The organism is Rhodococcus sp. MPR-R1B (assembly GCF_058793255.1).
The window spans coordinates 156,625-175,369 of record NZ_JBXAFO010000003.1 but is presented as its reverse complement, the minus strand read 5'-3'; the positions used below and the strand labels follow the sequence as shown (position 1 = coordinate 175,369).

Annotated in this window: 17 protein-coding genes; 13 read left to right on the top strand and 4 right to left on the bottom strand. The window is 61.2% G+C overall.

Annotated features, from left to right (window positions below; all coding sequences use genetic code 11):
• Window positions 1–130 precede the first annotated feature (130 nt).
• Window positions 131–997 (bottom strand): alpha/beta hydrolase family protein, encoded by an 867-nt coding sequence (locus tag AC1Q61_RS06095; RefSeq protein WP_492651179.1) that lies wholly within the window; start codon window positions 995–997, stop codon window positions 131–133.
• 90 nt (window positions 998–1,087) lie between these two features.
• Window positions 1,088–2,134, bottom strand: coding sequence for a LacI family DNA-binding transcriptional regulator (locus tag AC1Q61_RS06090; RefSeq protein WP_492651178.1), 1,047 nt, complete (start codon window positions 2,132–2,134; stop codon window positions 1,088–1,090).
• 252 nt (window positions 2,135–2,386) lie between these two features.
• Between AC1Q61_RS06090 and AC1Q61_RS06085 the strand changes: the two genes are divergently transcribed.
• The 5 genes from AC1Q61_RS06085 (at window position 2,387) to AC1Q61_RS06065 (ending at window position 7,608) form a co-directional block, all read left to right on the top strand.
• Window positions 2,387–3,841, top strand: a complete 1,455-nt coding sequence (locus AC1Q61_RS06085) for an APC family permease (protein ID WP_492651177.1) — start codon at window positions 2,387–2,389, stop codon at window positions 3,839–3,841.
• A complete protein-coding gene (locus AC1Q61_RS06080) occupies window positions 3,838–5,442 on the top strand; it encodes a N,N-dimethylformamidase beta subunit family domain-containing protein (protein WP_492651176.1) in 1,605 nt (534 codons plus the stop codon). The genes AC1Q61_RS06085 and AC1Q61_RS06080 overlap by 4 nt, the downstream gene beginning before the upstream one ends.
• A 1-nt stretch (window position 5,443) precedes the next feature.
• A complete protein-coding gene (locus tag AC1Q61_RS06075; protein WP_492651175.1) occupies window positions 5,444–5,806 on the top strand; it encodes a cupin domain-containing protein in 363 nt (120 codons plus the stop codon).
• Window positions 5,803–7,248, top strand: a complete 1,446-nt coding sequence (locus AC1Q61_RS06070; protein ID WP_492651174.1) for an aminobutyraldehyde dehydrogenase — start codon at window positions 5,803–5,805, stop codon at window positions 7,246–7,248. Before AC1Q61_RS06075 ends, AC1Q61_RS06070 begins: the two co-directional genes overlap by 4 nt.
• A gap of 225 nt (window positions 7,249–7,473) precedes the next feature.
• Window positions 7,474–7,608 (top strand): hypothetical protein, encoded by a 135-nt coding sequence (locus AC1Q61_RS06065; protein WP_492651173.1) that lies wholly within the window; start codon window positions 7,474–7,476, stop codon window positions 7,606–7,608.
• 14 nt (window positions 7,609–7,622) lie between these two features.
• On the opposite strand, the gene AC1Q61_RS06060 is transcribed toward AC1Q61_RS06065, so the two are convergent.
• Window positions 7,623–8,276, bottom strand: a complete 654-nt coding sequence (locus AC1Q61_RS06060; protein ID WP_492651172.1) for a nucleoside/nucleotide kinase family protein — start codon at window positions 8,274–8,276, stop codon at window positions 7,623–7,625.
• A 123-nt stretch (window positions 8,277–8,399) separates the two neighbouring features.
• Here AC1Q61_RS06060 and AC1Q61_RS06055 point away from each other — a divergent pair, with 123 nt between their 5' ends.
• From AC1Q61_RS06055 to AC1Q61_RS06035, 5 genes are all read left to right on the top strand, one after another.
• Complete coding sequence (locus AC1Q61_RS06055) at window positions 8,400–8,993, top strand: TetR/AcrR family transcriptional regulator (protein ID WP_020909519.1); 594 nt, start codon at window positions 8,400–8,402, stop codon at window positions 8,991–8,993.
• Between the two features lie 45 nt (window positions 8,994–9,038).
• The gene (locus tag AC1Q61_RS06050) at window positions 9,039–9,917 is read left to right on the top strand and encodes a crotonase/enoyl-CoA hydratase family protein (protein WP_020971163.1); all 879 of its coding nucleotides are present in this window, start codon (window positions 9,039–9,041) and stop codon (window positions 9,915–9,917) included.
• A 14-nt stretch (window positions 9,918–9,931) separates the two neighbouring features.
• On the top strand, window positions 9,932–11,575 hold the full coding sequence (locus AC1Q61_RS06045; protein ID WP_492651171.1) for an AMP-binding protein: 1,644 nt from the start codon (window positions 9,932–9,934) through the stop codon (window positions 11,573–11,575).
• An 82-nt stretch (window positions 11,576–11,657) separates the two neighbouring features.
• Window positions 11,658–13,211: a succinyl-CoA:acetate CoA-transferase ScpC gene (scpC, locus tag AC1Q61_RS06040; protein WP_492651170.1), complete on the top strand. Its 1,554-nt coding sequence runs from the start codon at window positions 11,658–11,660 to the stop codon at window positions 13,209–13,211.
• A gap of 60 nt (window positions 13,212–13,271) precedes the next feature.
• Window positions 13,272–13,907: a TetR/AcrR family transcriptional regulator gene (locus AC1Q61_RS06035; RefSeq protein ID WP_031333860.1), complete on the top strand. Its 636-nt coding sequence runs from the start codon at window positions 13,272–13,274 to the stop codon at window positions 13,905–13,907.
• Here the strand turns inward: AC1Q61_RS06035 and AC1Q61_RS06030 are convergent, their stop codons facing one another.
• The gene (locus AC1Q61_RS06030) at window positions 13,908–15,257 is read right to left on the bottom strand and encodes an MFS transporter (RefSeq protein ID WP_020971159.1); all 1,350 of its coding nucleotides are present in this window, start codon (window positions 15,255–15,257) and stop codon (window positions 13,908–13,910) included. It lies immediately after the preceding gene.
• Between the two features lie 375 nt (window positions 15,258–15,632).
• On the opposite strand from AC1Q61_RS06030, the gene AC1Q61_RS06025 reads away from it, so the two are divergent.
• Genes AC1Q61_RS06025 through AC1Q61_RS06015 form a run of 3 tightly spaced genes read left to right on the top strand, consistent with a single transcriptional unit; the run spans window position 15,633 to window position 18,736 of the window.
• Window positions 15,633–17,210 (top strand): AMP-binding protein, encoded by a 1,578-nt coding sequence (locus AC1Q61_RS06025; protein ID WP_141488218.1) that lies wholly within the window; start codon window positions 15,633–15,635, stop codon window positions 17,208–17,210.
• Between the two features lie 19 nt (window positions 17,211–17,229).
• Window positions 17,230–17,613 carry a Zn-ribbon domain-containing OB-fold protein gene (locus AC1Q61_RS06020; protein ID WP_416315918.1) on the top strand — a complete coding sequence of 128 codons (384 nt, stop codon included), beginning with the start codon at window positions 17,230–17,232 and terminating at the stop codon, window positions 17,611–17,613.
• Window positions 17,606–18,736: a thiolase family protein gene (locus AC1Q61_RS06015; protein WP_492651169.1), complete on the top strand. Its 1,131-nt coding sequence runs from the start codon at window positions 17,606–17,608 to the stop codon at window positions 18,734–18,736. Before AC1Q61_RS06020 ends, AC1Q61_RS06015 begins: the two co-directional genes overlap by 8 nt.
• Window positions 18,737–18,745: the final 9 nt, after the last annotated feature.

Genomic DNA, 18,745 nt, shown 5'->3' with positions numbered 1-18,745 from the left:
GTCGTTCCGGGCGAAGCGACCGGCTGCCTGACTGACGGCTGCCCTCTGATAACCCCACCGTACGTCATGGAGTTGGTTTCAGCTAATCCTTTTGCGGGCGATCATGCTCACAGTAGACGGTTTCACCTGCTCAAGGAGTGTTTACGTGATCGATTATTGCTTGCTTGGTGATAGCCCAGGCGTTGGTTGTCGGGTTGCCGAAGTCGCCGTGGCCGACGCCGGGTAGTTCGATCAGATCGACCACGTCGCCTGCTGCTCGTGCGGCACGGGCATAGCGCCGGCTCTGTTCGACCGACACGACCTTGTCGCCGAGTCCGTGGATCGCCGTGACGGGGAGCCCGGTGGGGAGATGTTCGATCGGTGACGCGATGCGGTAACGGTCAGGATGATCGACCGGCATGCCGCCCAGAAGATTTCGAACAAATCGATCTTTGCCCGCGGTTGCGGCGAGTGTCATGTCGAAGACGCCGGCCATGATCGTCGCCGAACGAATCGGCACGTTGAGTTCAGGCGCAGGAGCATCCGTGTCCTGTTGTGGTCGCGACGCGACCCACGCGGCCAGTTGTCCGCCCGCGGAGTATCCGGCGATGTGCACGCGGCCCAAATCCAGTCGCCCGGAGGACTTTTCCTGAACGATGCCGGCAAGCGCGTTGGTCGCCGCAACGGTATCGGAGAGAGTAGTCGGCCAATCGCCCTGCCCACCTATACGTCTGTATTCGATGTTCCAGACCGCAATTCCGTAGGGGGTCAGCGTTTTTGCCCACGCACCCGCGTACTCGAGATTGCTCTTCTGCGCCCAGCCGCCGCCGTGGATCAATACGACGACTGGCAGGTCGCCGTCCGATCCGGGTGGGAGATACAGATCGCCGAAAGTATCTGCGGCAGCGGCGTAAGCGATGCGCACCGGAGGGACATCGCGGTCGAGACCGGAGGCGCTGGCGACCGAGATCACGAGCGTGAAGATGCAGACGAGCGCTACGGCGAGGTACCTGGCCAAGCGGTCGCGGGAGCGGTGCGCGATGGCTTGATTCCTCTCGGTCTGCGACGGACGATTGTCAGGAAATCAGTCTATCGGTGCCGAGTGAATTCATGGGGTGAGCGAATTTGCGGTGCTTGCTCGTATTCGTAGTTCGCTACGGGTGTGGGTCGGCGCAGAGGGTTCGTCACCGTTGACCAGCGCCAACAGTGCATGCACGGCCGCTGCCGCCTGTTCTTGGGGGAAGAAGTCGAAGGCGGTGATCGGGGGCTGCGAAACCAGCAGGGCTGGTTCGTCGCTGTCCTGTGCAATCAAGACGTCGCCGGGAATCGACAGCCCGAGATCGAGGGCAGCTCGCGCCGCTGCGGGGGCACAACCGAGAATCAACGACAGGATCGCGTCAGGCGGAGTCGCGGAGTCGAGGGCCTCGCGGGTGGCCGCATACGCGGCGCCGATGAGGCCTTCGACGGTGCTGGCGCCCGGAAACGACGTCAATTCCTCGCTGGTGCGTGGTACCACGCCTCGGGCGCGGCACCACTCGAAGTAAGCGAAAGTCGTTGCGCGGGTCCACTCCGAATGCATTCCGGGAGTGAGGACGAGAATGTCCCTTGCGCCACGTTCGGCGAGGTGGTTCAGAAGGGTTTCCGTGGTGGAAACGAGGTCCGGCGAAGTGGAGTATCTGAACTGTCCGGAGTGTCCAGGACCCACTGCGACAGAGGGGATTCCGATCTTCTGCAGAACCTCGACGCGTGGGTCGTCGACCATCGGGTCGACGACCAGTACGCCGTCCATCTCGATGCGTCGCAGTCCGTTCGGATCTTTCGTCGACGGCAGTAGTAGGAGTGAGTGATCGGCGTGGAATGCAGCCTGGGTCGCGGCGGTCGCTACGCGCCCGTACCAGTCGAAGTTGAGGTATTCGGCCGAGGACAACTCGTCCGGCGCTGGGAGCATCAGTCCGAGTGTGGCAGTTCTGCCTGTCCGAAGATTCTGTGCCGAGCGATTGGCCCGGTATCCCAGGCGGTCGGCAACTTCTTGAACGCGTGCACGAGTCGCGGAGTCGACTCTGCCCTTGCCATTGAGCGCGTAAGAAACGGTCGACACGGCGACACCGGCGGCAGTCGCGACATCGCGCAGCGTCGGAGTGTTCGGCATGGACATCGGGGTCGTTCCTCTACTCGCCGGTCGGTTTCTACCCCAGAGTAACGCTCGAACATCGGGCGCTGCTGCAGTTGGTGGACGGTTGTCTAGAGAAAGCAAATGCCGAATCGTTTCACCACAGCTATTGACACTGTCGAAACGATTCGGCACGCTCATGGAACGCCAGTCGAACGCCGAATGGATTTCCTGGACACACATGGCGCACTCGTTCCAGTCCAAGCGCATAATTGCGATAACGCACGGAGTCACTCCATGACCGACAACACCGACCCGCGAACGGTGGGCACAGCTCCCGACCCACATCCGCCCGGACATACTCCTGGGCTTCGTAGGGGGACGATCAACAGCAGACACCTGGTCTTCTTCGTCATCGCCGCCGCAGCTCCGCTGACCATCCTGGCCGGCTTCGCGCCGCTCGGACTGATGACCGCGGGCGCTGCACTTCCGGTTGGTTACATCATTCCGGGAATCATCTATCTGCTGTTCGCGGTCGGATTCACCGCTATGAGCAGGCATATCCGAGGTGCCGGCGCCTTCTTCGCCTACATCACCGAAGGGCTCGGCGCGATCGTCGGCGCGGGATCCTCCGTAGTGGCTTACGTCGGATACCTCGGTGGCCAGATCGGGTTCGTCGTCGCATGCGGCATCTTCACGTCGGCCACCTTGGACAGTCTGTTCGACATATCCGTGCCCGTCTACGCATGTGCACTGACAATCGCCGTTCTGGTAGCTGTCGTGGGATACAACCGGGTGGACATCGGCGCCAAGGTGCTCGCAGTGCTGATGGCACTCGAGCTCGGTGTGCTCGCCGTCTTCTGCATTGCGGTCTTGGTCAAAGGCGGACACGAAGGGCTCTCACTGACCAGTTTCTCACCGTCGACCTTCCTGACCGCCGGCTTGGCCAGCGTCTTCGTGCTGACATTCACGTCGTTCGTCGGTTTCGAGCAAACGGCGATCTACAGCGAGGAGGTCGTCGATTCCCAGCGCACTGTCTCCCGCGCTACGTACACGGCGGTGATCACGCTGGCAGTTGTCTATTCCTTCTGCGCCTGGGTGATCGTGCAGGCCGTGGGACCGAGTCGGATGGTCGACTTCCTCGGCGGTGATCCTTCGGAACTGATCTTCGACCTCAACAGTGAATTCGCCGGCGAAGCGATGACGAACGTCATGCACCTGCTTATCGTGACAAGCTTTTTCGCGGGGTGCCTGGCACTCCACAATGCGTGTAGTCGCTATCTACTGGCCATGGGCCGAGCGCGAGTCTTCCCCGTGGTTCTGGCGAAGGTGTCACCGACGACCGGTACGCCAAGCGTCGCCGGAATCGTCCAGGGCGTTCTGGTGTTCGTCGCGATTGCAGGATTTGCGTTGACCCCGGCAGATCCGTACACGGAGGTTGTTCTGTGGACGAATACCCCCACCATCATCGCCGTACTTGCTCTGCAGATCCTGACCTCGATTGCCGTAGTCCGATTCTTCTCGACAGGAGCTCGGGGAGAAGGGTTGTGGCAGAGGCTGATCGCCCCCTCGCTCGCTGCTGTTGCACTCGTCGTGGCTCTCGGATTCCTGCAAGTGAACATGGGCACCATGACTGGATTGACCGCGGGTCAGAATCTGCTGTTCGTGGCGCCACTGATCGCTGCTTTTGCGGTGGGTGTATTTCGGAGCCTGTGGGTTCGTAACCACTCGATCGAGGTGTTGTCAGCATGAGCGAATACGCATGGTCGGTCCCCGGCGGTTTGGTCGAACGGCCGGGATCGGTTCCAGGAGAGCCGGAAATCTGGGTGTACGCCGACAAGTTCTCGTACTTCGCCGGTGAAACCGTCTCTCTTCGAGTTCACACCACAGCAGACGAATACGACCTCGAGGTGGTGCGCGACGGCGCACGTCCACAGAGCATCGTCAAGTACCTCGGTTTGCCGGGCAAACAACAGCTCACGCCCGACGACGCCTATGCAGCCGGTTGCGATTGGTCTGAATCCGTTGCCCTCACCGTTGCGCCGAACTGGGAATCGGGGATGTATTTGGTACTGGTGCGCATGCGCCACCAAGGAGTGGTTGTCGAGCGGGAGGGCTTCTTCGTCGTCAAGGCGCGCGAACCCGAGCCCACCGACTTCGTTCTCATTCACACCACCAGCACGATGTTGGCCTACAACGACTGGGGTGGGGCAAACCACTACCGAGGTGTTCCGGACGGCTCCGGCGATGTGCCGACACCGATTTCCTCGACGCAGCGTCCGGTCGCACGGGGGATGTTGCGCAAACCCGAGGGCGCAGCACGCAACATCCACACCGACACACCGGGAATCGGATGGATACCCCGTCACCCGCCGTACGAATGGGCGTGGGTGAACGGCTACTCGCGTCACCATGCGGACGCCTTTTGGGCCACGTACGAACGCCCGTTCACGGTGTGGGCGGAAGAGCAGGCATTCCTCGTCCACCACATCACCCAACACGATCTGCACGAGGATCCTTCAGCGCTGCAAGGATATTCATGTGCGGTCATCGTCGGCCACGACGAGTATTGGTCGTGGGAAATGCGTGATCGTATCGACGCCTTCGTAGAAGAGGGCGGTGGTCTGGCGCGATTCGGCGGGAACTTCCTGTGGCAGGTACGCATTGAAGGTGACGCACAGATCTGCTACAAGAATCCGTTCGAAGATCCGATGCGAGAAGTCGACCCGACCCGGGTGACGACGGCGTGGGATTCACCCGAGGTTGCCCGACCGGGAGCGCGGACGATGGGATTGACCGGCATGGCGGGAGTCTACAATCGTTACGGTGCAACAACTCCCAGATCGTCGGGCGGTTTCACGGTATACCGGCCGGATCATTGGGCGTTGAACGGAACCGACCTGTACTACGGAGACAACTTCGGGATCGCCCCGATCTGTGTTGCCGGATTCGAGATGGACGGCGTGGATTTCACGTTCCGGAAGGGCCAGCCGTATGCGACCGGCGTCGACGGCGCTCCCGAGGATCTGGAGATCATCGCGATGGCGCCGGCAGTTTCGGGTTCGCGAGACAAGTGGAACGGGGCGGTCCCGATCGGTGCGCCCTTTGCCGAGGTGAAGGGAATCATCGAATGCTTCTACGGCAGTGAGCCTCCCGAGCATCTCCGTGACCTCGAATACGGATCGGGAATGGTTGCCTGTCACAAGCGAGGTCTCGGGACGGTGTTCAACGCTGGTTCCACCGAATGGGTGAACGGATTGATCCATCACGATCCCTTTACCGAGCAAATAACTACGAACGTACTGAATCTGTTTGCTGGAAAAATTTCGAGCTCCAACACGAAGGAAAACTGACATGAGTGTCAACGACATTCGAACATTCGGGCCAGGACTGGGGACGCGGTTCGTCCCGGAGTGGGGTGACGATGCGAGCCCGAACTGGTCGGAATCCGAATGGCGGTCGTTCGGAGACCCGAACGGGGAATACTTCGGCGGTGGTTGGGAAGGCGAGCCCGGCACGCTCTTGTGTGATCCTTACCCGTACGACGAGGTCTGCATCATGATCAGCGGCCGGGTGGCGCTGACCGACCTCGATGGAAACCGTCGCGAATTCTCGGCTGGGGAAGCATTTTTTGTGCCGCAGTCGTTTCGCGGTACCTGGGAGACGGTTGAGCCGTCGAAGAAGTTCTTCGTCGCGCTCCCCGGATCGCGCTCATGACGGTGGAAACTTCGATGACTGTCGCAACGTTTGGTCACGTGATCGACGGAACGTGCGAGAGCCCGGCAGGCAGACTTTCCGTGCTGGTCGATCCGGTGACCGACACCGCATACGCCCGTGCTGCCGTCGGTTCCGCCGATGACGTCGACCGCGCCTGCCGTTCGTCCGAGAAGGCTGCGCGATCCTGGCGCCGGTCCACCCCTGCGCGCCGTCAGGAGTTGCTGCTGGCCCTCGCGGACGCGCTGGAAGCAAACGCGAAATATTTCCTCGAGGTCGAATGCCGCAGTACCGGAAAGCCTCTCAGGCAGGTGCGAGACGACGAGATCCCGCAGGGTGTTGACTTTCTGCGGTACTTCGCGGGTATTGCCCGCTCTCTGCCGGGCGTTGCCGCAATGGAGTACATGGAGGGTGCTACGTCTTATGTCAGACGTGAACCCATTGGCGTGATCGGTGCGATCGCTCCCTGGAACTACCCGTTGATGATGGCGATCTGGAAGATCGCGCCGGCACTTGCGACGGGAAACACGCTCGTGCTCAAGCCGGCCGAGGAGACTCCGGAAACCGCGGTGATGCTGGGAGTGCTTGCAGCGCAGATCTATCCGCCCGGGGTGCTGAACGTAGTGTGCGGCGATCGCGATACCGGAGCCGCGCTCGTCGCTCATCCGGTTCCTCGGATGATTGCGCTGACGGGATCGACGAGAGCGGGTATTTCGGTCGCAAAGGCCGCGTCGGAAGACGTCAAGCTGTTGCATCTCGAACTCGGAGGTAAGGCACCCGCCGTTGTTTTCGCCGACGCGGACCTCGACGGCGCAGTCGCGGGGATTGTTGCCGGAGCCTTTTACAACAGCGGTCAAGATTGCACCGCTGTGACGAGGATTCTCGTTCAAGAGGAGGTTGCGGAGGAGTTCACCGAGAAGTTGACGGCTGCGGCCGCGGACTTGAGGTTGGGAGGCCCGGAATCGGGCGATTGTCTCGGCCCCCTGGTCAGCCGCGCTCACCGTGATCGAGTGGCGGAGTTGGTAGAGAGGCGCTCAGCAAATACGAACGTATGTATTGGCGGGGGAAGGCCAGCTGGACCCGGTTTTTTCTATCTGCCGACTGTCATTTCCGGGGTGCAGCAGGAAGACGAGCTGGTCCAGGAAGAGATATTCGGGCCGGTTGTCACCGTGCAGTCGTTCTCCAACGAGGCTGAAGCGATCGAACTTGCGAACGGGACCAAGTACGCTCTCGCGTCGAGCGTGTGGACGTCCGACCACGGCACCGCGATGAGGATGACGGCCGACTTGAACTTCGGCTGCGTCTGGGTGGGAGCCCACGGAATGCTCGCCGCTGAGATGCCTCACGGTGGCTTCGCTGGGTCGGGTTACGGCAAGGATCTGTCGGAGCTCGCACTGGCGGAGTATACGAGGGCCAAGCACGTCATGCATGTGACGAGCGTCTGACTCCTCGACAATATACAACGACGGCCACCTGTCCGCGCTGCGGGCCGGTGGCCGTCGTCGTGTCTCAGTGGACCTGCAAGCTGCTGTTTAAATATGTTGCAGTGCAGCATATTTGGAGAGAATTTTCGTTGATCCGGGTCGCGAATGCCGGTAAAGTGACGTGTACAACATTGCGCACTTCGGCGCACATTCAACCCCACTTTCAATTGACTCCAGGAGACTGCCATGGGTTCATCCGACACCGATCTCAAAGCGCTCGACAGCGTTATCACCGTCGCCGGTGCATTAGCGGCGATATTCGGCGGAATCGCCGGAGTTGTCGGGCTGGCAACTTTTCTCGGAACCGGCGGCGGTTCTTAGGTTTTCAGCTGACATCACTGAGGCTCGGACCGTTCGATTCTGACGATCAGATCCGCACGCGACCTGGCCGCTGCGATCATGTCGGCGTTCGGTTGATCCACCCGTCTCACCCAGTCCGCGGCCGCTTCGGAACTCCTCCCGAAGCGGCTGTGGCGTTTCACCAACCGCTGCGTGCGTGTCGCCTCCGGAACCTCGAGGTACCAGACGGTGTCGATCGCCGCTCGTACTTGTGGCCAGCTGCCGTTTGGTAGGAGGAGGTAGTTTCCCTCGGTGACGATCAACGGTGTTCGAGGCTCGACAGCGGTTGCGCTACCGATTGATTCGTCGATCTCGCGATCGAAGACGGGCGCGTACACAATGGAGTCTGCCGATCGGAGGCGGTGTAGAAGCGCCGCGTATCCGTCGGCGTCGAAAGTTTCCGGAGCGCCTTTTTGTCCACGCCTGCCGAGTCGGTCGAGTTCCCGATTGGCAAGGTGAAAGCCGTCCATCTCGACGACGGTGCAGAGTGAGTCCAGTTTCTGTGCAATTGCCTGTGAAGCCGTCGATTTCCCGGCTCCAGGGGCTCCCGCGATGCCGAGGATGTATCGGCCGTTGTCGGTGATCAGTGAAGCGGCGCGTGAGGCAAGTTGATCGAGTGTCAGCGAGACGGTCGGCGGTGAGGTCCTCACTTGTTGCTCCGATCAGTCCGAGGTCCGGTGGATCGAGGGTACGCCGGAGGTCTTCAACCGTTGACAGTCTGAATGGACTGTGAAACTGTGAGCCATGCCACTCGAGAGGCTGGAGGTGTGACCGTGACCCTGCGTGACGCGCAGCGCGAAGCCACGCGCCACCGGATTCTCGATGCGGCAACGGATTTACTGATAGCGGACGGGTATTCGTCGTTGACGACGCAGTCGGTTCAAACGGCTGCCGGAGTCAGTCGGGGCGCTCTCCTGCACCACTTTCCGAATATGCAGGAGCTCACTGCCGCGTTGGTGTCGAATATCGTCGTGCGGAACGAGGCGGCGGTGAGGTCGGCGATGTCTCGACAAGACCCGTCGGTGGATACGATCGAGAACTCGATCTCCGCTTTGTATTCGGCGTTGACTCAGCCGCCGTTCCAAGCGGAACTCGAACTGTGGTCGGCGGCTCGGACGGATCCGGTGTTGGCGGAGGTTCTCCGCGAATCGGAGCGCGTCGCCGGGCGGGATTTGCAGCGAGTTGTCCATGACGCGTTCGGGCCTGAAATTGTTGCTTCCGAGAACTATTCGCAAATTGCAGATCTAACCGTGCTGATGCTCCGTGGTTTGGCGTTGTCCCGGGCGGTACACAAGAGCGATGCCTCTGCGCGTCGTTCGATCAGTCAATGGGCGGGCGTCGTTCGCCTGCTGCTCACCCAGAACTAGCGCAACTCGTTTCGTTCGAGATGCGCTCGATCGACAGGACCGATGATGACAGATTTTGCGACCCTGAAATACGAGACCTCTGGTGGTAAGGCGTACATCACCCTGAACCGCCCCGATCGGCTCAACGCAATCGACGATCGGATGCCGTCGGACATCCGAAATGCAGTTGCGGCGGCCAATGACGACGACGACGTTCGCGTGATCATCTTGCAAGGCGCAGGCAAGGCGTTTTGCGCCGGGTACGACCTCAAGAAGTTCGCCGAAGGAGATCTCGACGGAAAGTGGAATCAAGGCCCGGTGTGGGACCCCATCAAGGACTTTCGGGGCATGAAGCAGAACACCGATGACTTCTTCACCCTCTGGCGATCGCTCAAGCCGACCATCTGCAAAGTTCAGGGTCATGCAGTCGCAGGCGGAAGCGATATTGCGCTGTCCTGCGACATGCTGATCATGGCTGACGACGCCCGCATCGGATACCCGCCTGCTCGCGTCTGGGGTTGCCCGACCACAGCTATGTGGGTGTACCGCCTCGGGGCGCAACGCGCCAAGCGAATGTTGTTGACGGGAGACACCATTGACGGTGTCACCGCCGCCGATTGGGGATTGGCGCTCGAATCGGTGCCGGCCGACGAACTGGACGCTGCGGTGGAGGCGTTGGCGGATCGCATCGCCGGTGTCCCGCTCAATCAATTGGCAATGCAGAAGATGATGATCAATCAGGCGTACGACAACATGGGGTTGCAGGGCACCCAGGTGCTGGCAACCCTGTTCGACGGAATTACGCGTCACTCGCCGGAAGGGCGCTGGTTCAAGGATTTTGCCGAACGCGACGGATTTCACGCCGCGGTGCAGTACCGCGATTCCGGCCGCAAGATTCCAGACGGAGGCGGGCCGCTCCCCGAATCCGACACCCCTTCACGATAGAAAGTGGATGTGAGATGAGCAGTGTTCTCGAAACGTCGTACTTCCCCGCGGACGTGTCGGACCCGATAGTGGAACAAACGGTCGGCGGGCTGCTCCGAGAGTGCGCCGCGGACTCGCCGAACCTGATTGCAATCAGAGAAGTGGTTCCGACGCAATCGCATTCGTTGTCCGGTGCCTCCGAGACGGATCGCACCTGGACCTTTGCGGAACTCCTGGGTGAAGCGGAGGGGTGCGCGCATTACCTCTTGTCGCAGTTCGACCGCGGCGACCGGATAACGGTCTGGGCTCCGAACATTCCGGAGTGGATGATTCTGCAGTACGGCGCCGCGCTCGCCGGAATGGTTCTGGTGACTGCCAATCCGGCGTTGGGCGCCGAGGAGTTGGCGTACGTCTTGTCGCAGTCCCAGTCCCGCGGGTTGTTCCACACCGGAAAGTTTCGCGGCGGTGACATGGCGGCTGTTGCGTCCGAGGCGATTTCGATTGCGGGATCAGAAGTTCTGGCAGTGAACTTCGAGGACTGGGATCGTCAGGTTCGAGGTTGGGCGGGCGAACGGGGCGCACTGCCCGAAGTCTCTCCTGACGACAATGCGCAGATCCAGTACACGTCGGGAACCACTGGAGTTCCCAAAGGTGCGCTGCTGCATCACCGAGGACTGGTCAACAATGCCGATTTCGTCAGTCGGAGAGGTCAATTCCCCGAACGGGGTTCGGTGGTCTCGGCGATGCCGCTCTTCCACACCGCTGGGTGCGGCATCCTGGTCCTCGGCGCCGCACAGCGAAGAATGTCCATCGGTCTGATCCAGTATTTCGACCCGACTGCGGTTCTCGATGCGGCGGAACGCTTTCGCGCGGATGTGGTCAGTGGAGTTCCGACGATGCTGATCGCGATGATCAACGACGCCAGCTTCGCGAGCCGCGATTTCTCGACCTGTTCGGTGGTCGTGTCGGGTGGGTCGTCGGTCCCGCCCGAACTCGTGAGCACGGTGGAGTCGGCCTTCGGTGCGGGGTTCAGCATCGTCTACGGACAAACCGAGGCGAGCCCCGTGATCACGCAGACCAGCCCCGCCGACACCCCCGAAGACAAATCGGAGACGGTCGGTCTCGCGTTGCCGCAGGTCGAGGTGAAGATCTCCGACGTGGTGACCGGGGACAGCGTGCCACTCGGCGAACAAGGTGAGATCTGCGCGCGCGGGTACCTCGTCATGACCGAATACTTCCGCAACCCGGAGGCTTCGGCCGCCACCGTGGACAAGGACGGTTGGTTACATACCGGCGACTTGGGGACGATGGATCAGCGTGGATACGTCCGGGTGACCGGCCGGCTCAAGGACATGATCATCCGCGGCGGGGAGAACATCTATCCGCGAGAGGTCGAGTCCGTGATCTTCACACATCCGAAGATCCTCGATGTAGCGGTCGTGGGTGTGCCTGACGAGGTATGGGGCGAGCGGGTGGTTGCCGTCATCAGGTGGAAAGACGAGTCCGACCAGCCGACCGCAGCCGAACTGGTCGAGTTCTGCAGCGAGCGACTGGCACGCCACAAAGCACCCAAGGAGTGGTTCAGTGCAGAAGCATTTCCTCTGACCGGCTCGGGCAAGATTCAGAAATATCGAATTGCGAGCCTGGTCGGCGAGGGTGCCTACGGCGTCGTCAGCTGACCCGAGCCCCTAGCACGTCGGAGCGATTCTGTCTGGGTTATCCCCGTAAATCGCTTCGACGTGCCCTGTTTATCCTGGTGTCGTGAGTTCAACCTTCGGTGAAACCGGACACAAAGCCACCTCCAGCCGCATTCGCGCCACAGCCTTTGCGTCGAAGGTGATGGCCGCGTCCGACGCTGTGAAGTTCATTCACCCCGGCGACACGGTCGCGATCAGCGGTTTCGCAAGTGCCGGTACTCCCAAGGTCATCATTCCGGCGCTGGCCGAGCGCATTCACCACACCCGGGGCAACGGATCGAACTTCACGATCAATCTCCTGACCGGCGCGTCGGTGTCCACCGAGACCGAAAGGCTGCTCGCCGAGGTCGACGGAATCGCGCTGCGTATGCCGTATCAGTCCGAGGCCACCGCGCGTCGCCGCATCAACGACGGTCGCATGGACTACGTCGACATCCATCTCTCCCACGTTGCTCAGCAGGTGTGGGAGGGCTACTACGGCAACGTCGACGTCGCGGTCGTCGAAGTCGCCGGTATCACCGAATCAGGTGAACTGATTCCCTCCGCGTCGATCGGCAATAACAAGACGTGGCTCGACGTCGCAGACAAGGTCATTCTCGAAGTCAACTCCTGGGTGCCCGAGGCGATGGAAGGCATCCACGACGTCTACTACGGCACCGCGTTGCCGCCGCATCGCAAGCCTCTCGAGATCACCCGCGTCGAAGACCGGATCGGCCAGACGACATTCCGAGTGGATCCCGCGAAGGTTGTGGCCGTTGTCGAGACCGACTGCCGAGACAGCGCGAGCCCTCTCACTGCACCCGACGCCGTCAGTGAGGCGATCGCCGGCCACGTCCTGGAATTCTTCGACTTCGAGGTGCGCGCCGGACGGATGCCGGCGGATACCTTGCTTCCGCTGCAAGCAGGCATCGGCAATGTCGCAAACGCGGTGCTCGGCGGTCTCGATCGGGGGCCGTACCGCGGCCTGACCTGCTACTCCGAGGTCATCCAGGACGGGATGCTCAAGCTGATCAAGGACGGAACCGTCGCGCATGCGTCGTCGACGGCTTTGGCGCTCACCGACGAGGGCATCGAAGAACTGACCGCGAACATCGACTTCTACCGCAACCACATCACGCTCCGTCCGCAGGAAATCAGCAACCACCCAGAGGTGGTGCGCAGACTCGGAATCATCGCCATGAACGGCATGCTCGAGGCCGACATCTACGGCAACGTGAACTCGACGCACGTCATGGGGACGAAGATCATGAACGGAATCGGCGGCTCGGGAGACTTCGCTCGTAACGGCTACGTGTCCATGTTCTTGAGCCCGTCGACGGCCCGCGGGGGTGAGATCTCGGCGATCGTTCCGATGGTTCCGCACGTCGACCACACCGAGCACGACACTCAGGTGTTGGTCACCGAGCAGGGGTTGGCCGATCTGCGCGGTCTGTCTCCGCGGCGACGCGCGCGCCTGATCGTCGACAACTGTGCTCACCCGGAGTTCCGGCCACTGCTCCGCGATTACATCGCTCGCGCCGACGCTCAGCCGGGCGCGGGGCAGACGCCGCACATCCTGGGCGAGGCATTCTCGTTCCATCGGCGGTACATCGACACGGGTTCGATGCGCTTGTCCTGACCTTCCGATCGGTGCTTGTACGATCTTCGGACGCCGAGCAAATCAGGAGTGAAGAGCGACATGGCTCGACCGTCGAAACCGTTGATCAGCCGAACCACCGCAGTTGCCGCAGCAATCTCGATTATCGATGCCGAGGGCTTGGACGCTTTCAGCCTTCCGCGTCTGGCTAAGTACCTCGACGTCAAAGCTCCGTCGTTGTATCACCATTTCTCCGACAAGAACGAGATTTTGACGGAGGTTGCGCGAGCAATCGTGTTCGAGACCAGGATTCCGCGTCAGCCCGCGTCAGGTGATTGGCAGGACTGGGTTGTCGCGTACGGCTTGAACTTTCGGGATGTGATTCTGCGTCACCGCAATGCCGCGCCGGTGATGTTGCAGTTTCTTCCGCGAGACCTCGTGACTGACATGTTCGAGGCTGCAGCAGATTACCTCGAGGGTTCGGGAGTTCCTGTGCGGCTGCATGTTCAGATCCTCGACGGCCTCGAGAAGCTGACCTTGGGTGTCACCCTCACTGAGGCGATGAGGCCCGAGGCCAAGCGTTCCGCCGTTTTTGCCAACGTAGATCGAATTGCCCACCCGGTTCTCGACGCCGCGCTGAAGTCGAATCAACGTACGCCCAGGCAGTTGTACGAACAGATGATGCGAAGTTTCCTCTACGGGGTTCTTCACGCCGACCAGGTGGATAACTCGATCTGATCAAGCGGCAGGTACAGATGCCTTTTCGCCGTCGACGGCAAGGGCGACTGATTCCTTGGTATTGCGAACCTGCGCGTATGCGATCGTTGCGGCGGCGAGCAGGGTCGGTACGACGAAGAGGAAGAAGATGGATTCCGTCGTCCAGGATCGGTCGACGAGTAGACCGATCCCCAACGGCGTCACGATACTTCCGATGCGGCCGAGTCCCGCTGCGATTCCGAGAGCGGAGACACGTGCTTCGGGGCGGAAGAGGATAGGCACCATGACATACAGGCCGGTGTAGGCCGCGGTCATACACAGCCCGAGCAGAGCTGACGCCACCAGCGCGGGGCTGAGTTGAGTCGAGACCAGAGCGAGGACGCCGAACAGTAGCGAGCCGGCGAGGATGAAGCCCATCGTGATCCACATCGAGGCGAATCGAAGGGCCAGGCCGGCGAAGACCAGCGTTCCGAGCGCGCCGCCGAGCGAGAACATCAGTCCACCACTGATTCCGGCGTTGTTGGACATGCCGGCAAGCTTGAGAAGTTTCGGTGTCCAGGTATTGCCGAAGAAGTATGCGATGTTGACCAGGCCGAAGACGATGCATGTCGTCGCCAGGGCCCAGGACTTCAGGTGAGCAGATCCGGAGACGTTCGGTGACCGGCGCACGGGTGTCGTGTGATTACCCGTGGCCGGGACTCCGGTCAGTTTCATCTTGGAAATCAGTTCGTCCAGCTTCTTTCGCGACGACTCGGTTCCCTTGGCGGCGAGGAAGTCCGGCGATTCGGGGATTCCGAAATAGGCCACGCCCGCCATTATCGCCGTGACGACCGCGCCGAGCAGGAATGCGGAGTGCCAGCCGTACGTCGACATCAGCACCGCTGCTCCGGCGCCGCCGAGTACACCCCCGAGTGGAATGCCGATCGCGAACAGCGCGATGAGCGTCGAGCGCTTGCGTGCAGGTGCGTACTCGCCGACGATGATCGGCGAACTCGGGATGATGCCGCCCATACCGACGCCGGCCAGCAGACGCGCAAGCGCAAGTTGTGTGACGTCGCCGCTCGCTGCGGACAGTAGAAGACCGACTGTGATGACGACCAGCGAACCGATCAGCAGGGGGCGGCGCCCGTATCGGTCGCCGACCGGTCCCAAGGCGATCGAGCCGACCGCCATGCCGATGAGGCCGGCGCTGAAAAGCATGCCGGACTGGGTGCCGGATATTCCCCAGTCGTCCGTGATCGGCAGTATGGCGAGTGACATCGAAAGGATGTCGTATCCCTCGGCCATGTTGACCAGCGTGCACAGAAGGATTACCCGTATTTGGAGTCTGCTGAGTGGAGACGCATCGATCAGTTCGCGTGCTGAAGCCATCGTGTTCCTTAGTCGGAAGGGGTGGTTGCGGGTGTGACTTGGCTTGTGCGCTCGGGTGATGTTCACCAGCAGCAGTTTTCGAGTGGACACTGAATCGATGTGCCTCAAGTCACATCGGTTAATCTAACGCAGTTCGGTTAAATGGTCAACGCATACGCCTTCGGTAAACCTAATGGCGTATGGTTTAGTGTACGAGACGGGATGATTCTGCTGAGTCTGTTCGACTGTTAGCTCTATTCTGTTGTTGTGCAACAGTTTTGCAGTTGTCGATGGTTGACAGGTCGGCCGGGGGAGCTTACGTTTCGCCGAGATGTAAACAGTTACTGACAACTTCCTGGGACGCTGCGGCCCGCAGGAAGGAAGGAATGGTTTCCCATGGCCCTCTCCGATTTCTTCGACCAAGGGTGGAGCGTCGATCCCGCTGCCATCGCATATCGTCACGGCGACGTCGACTGGACGTTCGAAGAAGCGGGTTCGCTGTCCTGTCGTGTCGCGAACGCGTTGCTGCGAGACGGAATGAAGCCGGAAACGAAGATCGGCGTTCTCTCTCCCAATGATCCAGCGGCGTGGTTATGCGTCATCGCTGCCTGGCGTGCCGGTGGAACCTGGGTGCCTCTCAACCCGAACAGTCCGATCACGGACAGCATTGGATTCGTCAACCAGTTCGATTGCGAGATTCTCTTCTATCACCCTGCGCTTGCAGCAGCTGTAGACGAGATTCACGCTGCAGTCGGCGACCGCATCCAGTACATCCGCCTCGAAGGAGCAGTGGACTCCGCCGAGTGTGTTCGTGACTACGCCCGCGCTTTGACGGACTGGCTCGGCGATTCTCCGTCGACGCATCCGAGGGTCGACGTTCCGCAGGATTCCGTGGCGATGATTTCGCCGACCGGCGGTACGACAGGCGCTCCCAAGGGCGTGATGAACACCCACCGCAGCTTCTCGATGTGTGTTGCGCAGCTGATGCTTGCCATGCACTATCGCGCCGACGAGAAGGTGGTCAACCTCGCGGCTGCCCCCATGACGCACTCCGCCGGAATGCTGACCCTGCCGGCAACTGCCCGCGGCGGCGCCGTCGTCGTGTTGAAGCGGCCGGATCCGGAGACCCTGCTCGAGTCGATCGACCGATACAACGTCACCGACCTGTTCCTGCCGCCCACCGTGATCTACCGGTTGATCGAACATCCGGATCTGGCGAACTACGATCTCACGTCGCTGCGGTACTTCCTCTATGGTTCTGCCCCGATGTCGGCCGAGAAGCTGCGCAAGTGCTTGAAGGTTCTGGGTCCGGTGATGATCGAATGCTTCGGCCAGACAGAAGCTCCCGGCTCCATCAGTTTCCTGCGCCCCGAGCAGCACTTTGTCGACGGCGAGATCGCCGACGACGCCCGATTGCTGTCTTGTGGTCGGCCGTCGCCGTTGATCAGAGTCGAAATCCGCGACGACGAAGACAACGCGCTTCCGAGCGGTGAGCGTGGCGAAATCTGCGTACGCGGAGACCTGGTCATGAAGGGGTACTACAACAACCCCGAGGCGACCGCCGACACCATACGTGACGGTTGGCTTCACACCGGCGACATCGGATACCTCGACAACGAAGGGTTTCTGACGCTCACCGACCGCAAGAAAGACATGATCATCTCGGGCGGATTCAACGTCTTCCCAGCTGAGGTCGAGCAGGTGATCTGGTCGCACCCCGCTGTGCAGGACTGTGCCGTCATCGGCATTCCGGACCCGGAATGGGGCGAGGCCGTCACCGCTGTCGTCGAGCTCAACGAGGGCGCAGAAGTAGGTGCCGACGAGCTGATTGCTCTGTGCCGCAACAAGCTCGGAGGTATTCGTAGTCCCAAGCGAATCGACTTCGTCGAACGACTCCCGCGCAGCGTCAACGGGAAGGTCCTCAAGAAGGATCTCCGAGAACTCTACTGGGCTGATCAGGCTCGACGAGTCTGAAGAACAGGACTGACGAATAATGCACCCTTCATTCGACGATGCCGCCCTGCGATGTGAAGGCACGAGCATCAGACTGCTGGCTTCGCAGTGCAGTCGGTGCGAGAACATCAGCTTCCCTTGCCGTGAGCGTTGCGCCAAGTGCTACGCCCCGGCGACCCAGATCGAACTGGCCGAGTCCGGTACCGTCTTATCGCATTGCACTGCAGCATTTCCGATTGCCGGAGCGCAACCTCCCGTGACCATCGCGCAGGTGCGTATCGGTGACGCCGACATCGAAATTCTGGGAGTCAGTGCCGATCCCGTTCGAATCGGCGATGTGGTTTCCGTTGTTCCCCGGAGTGCGGGCACGGAAGACTCACTGTTCACGACATACGGTTTCGAAAAGGAGGCGCGCGATGCGTGAGGTATACATCTCGGGCGTCGGAATGACGCCGTTCGTTTCCAAAACGACGACACCGCCACATGTTCAGGGTGGACAGGCGTTGAACGCGGCCCTCGGGGATTCCGGACTGGACTGGGCTGAAGTCGGCCTGCTCGTGGTCGGTGCCGTCGGTACCGGAATGTCGACCGCTCCGCTGGTTCTGCACGAAATGGCGTGGACCGGGATTCCTGCTGTTGCGGTAGAGAACGCATCAGCTACCGGCACAGCGGCTTTCGAGCAGGCCCGCGCTGCTGTGGCATCGGGGCAGGTGGAAACTGCCGCGGTGGTCGGAGTCGGAAGCCTCGGTGCTCTCTTGATGAGCCGCGCTGCCGAAGGGGAACGTGAACCGGACTTGATTTCTGTATCCGGCATGGCAGTTCCTGCTGTTCCGTTTGCGTTGATGAAGCAGGCCCGCATGCATCGACACGGCGAATCGGCCGACGCCAGCCTCCTGGTGGTGGAGAAGAACCTCTTCAATGCAAGCCGAAACCCCATGGCGCAGCGTAACAAAGCATTGACGATGGACGAGTTGAAAGCTGCACCGACGCTGGTGGATCCGCTCCGGCGCGTCGAATCCTGCCCGATCGGTGACGGCGCAGCGGCAGTCGTCATCACCAGCAGAAAACTCGCGAACGCCAGTCGGGCCGTCCGAGTGGCTGCCGCCGTAGCGGAGACGGACAAGTGGCACGGGGCTGCCGCGTTCATGCCTGATCTCGGTGTGACCAAGCGGGTCTCCGCCCGTGCCTACGAGCAAGCCGACATTCGCCCCGACAACGTCGACGTCGTAGAGGTTCACGAGGCTTTCAGCGTCGAAGAACTGCAGTACATCGAGGATCTCGGGTTGGCGGCGGAAGGGAAGGCGTCGTTCGCGATGGCAGACGGCGATTTCCACATCGGAGGCCGTGTCGCGGTCAGCCCCAGCGGTGGACTGATCGGCCGTGGGCATCCCGGTGGAGCGACCGGCCTGTCCCAGTTCGTCGAGATCACTCAGCAGATTCGTGGGCAGTCCGGGGTCCGTCAGCACGACGGTGCGCGGATCGGATTCGCGCAGATGATCGGAGCCGGCGGAGTGAGTTACGCGCACATCCTGGTCGGCGAAGACTAGCGGTTCCGG

Coding starts and splice junctions, on each gene's coding strand:
- AC1Q61_RS06045 (WP_492651171.1), top strand. CDS start 9,932: ATGAGCAGTGTTCTCGAAACGTCGTACTTCCCCGCGGACGTGTCGGAC.
- AC1Q61_RS06080 (WP_492651176.1), top strand. CDS start 3,838: ATGAGCGAATACGCATGGTCGGTCCCCGGCGGTTTGGTCGAACGGCCG.
- AC1Q61_RS06025 (WP_141488218.1), top strand. CDS start 15,633: ATGGCCCTCTCCGATTTCTTCGACCAAGGGTGGAGCGTCGATCCCGCT.
- AC1Q61_RS06075 (WP_492651175.1), top strand. CDS start 5,444: ATGAGTGTCAACGACATTCGAACATTCGGGCCAGGACTGGGGACGCGG.
- AC1Q61_RS06090 (WP_492651178.1), bottom strand. CDS start 2,134: ATGTCCATGCCGAACACTCCGACGCTGCGCGATGTCGCGACTGCCGCC.
- AC1Q61_RS06015 (WP_492651169.1), top strand. CDS start 17,606: ATGCGTGAGGTATACATCTCGGGCGTCGGAATGACGCCGTTCGTTTCC.
- AC1Q61_RS06085 (WP_492651177.1), top strand. CDS start 2,387: ATGACCGACAACACCGACCCGCGAACGGTGGGCACAGCTCCCGACCCA.
- AC1Q61_RS06050 (WP_020971163.1), top strand. CDS start 9,039: ATGACAGATTTTGCGACCCTGAAATACGAGACCTCTGGTGGTAAGGCG.
- AC1Q61_RS06020 (WP_416315918.1), top strand. CDS start 17,230: ATGCACCCTTCATTCGACGATGCCGCCCTGCGATGTGAAGGCACGAGC.
- AC1Q61_RS06035 (WP_031333860.1), top strand. CDS start 13,272: ATGGCTCGACCGTCGAAACCGTTGATCAGCCGAACCACCGCAGTTGCC.
- AC1Q61_RS06070 (WP_492651174.1), top strand. CDS start 5,803: ATGACGGTGGAAACTTCGATGACTGTCGCAACGTTTGGTCACGTGATC.
- AC1Q61_RS06030 (WP_020971159.1), bottom strand. CDS start 15,257: ATGGCTTCAGCACGCGAACTGATCGATGCGTCTCCACTCAGCAGACTC.
- AC1Q61_RS06065 (WP_492651173.1), top strand. CDS start 7,474: ATGGGTTCATCCGACACCGATCTCAAAGCGCTCGACAGCGTTATCACC.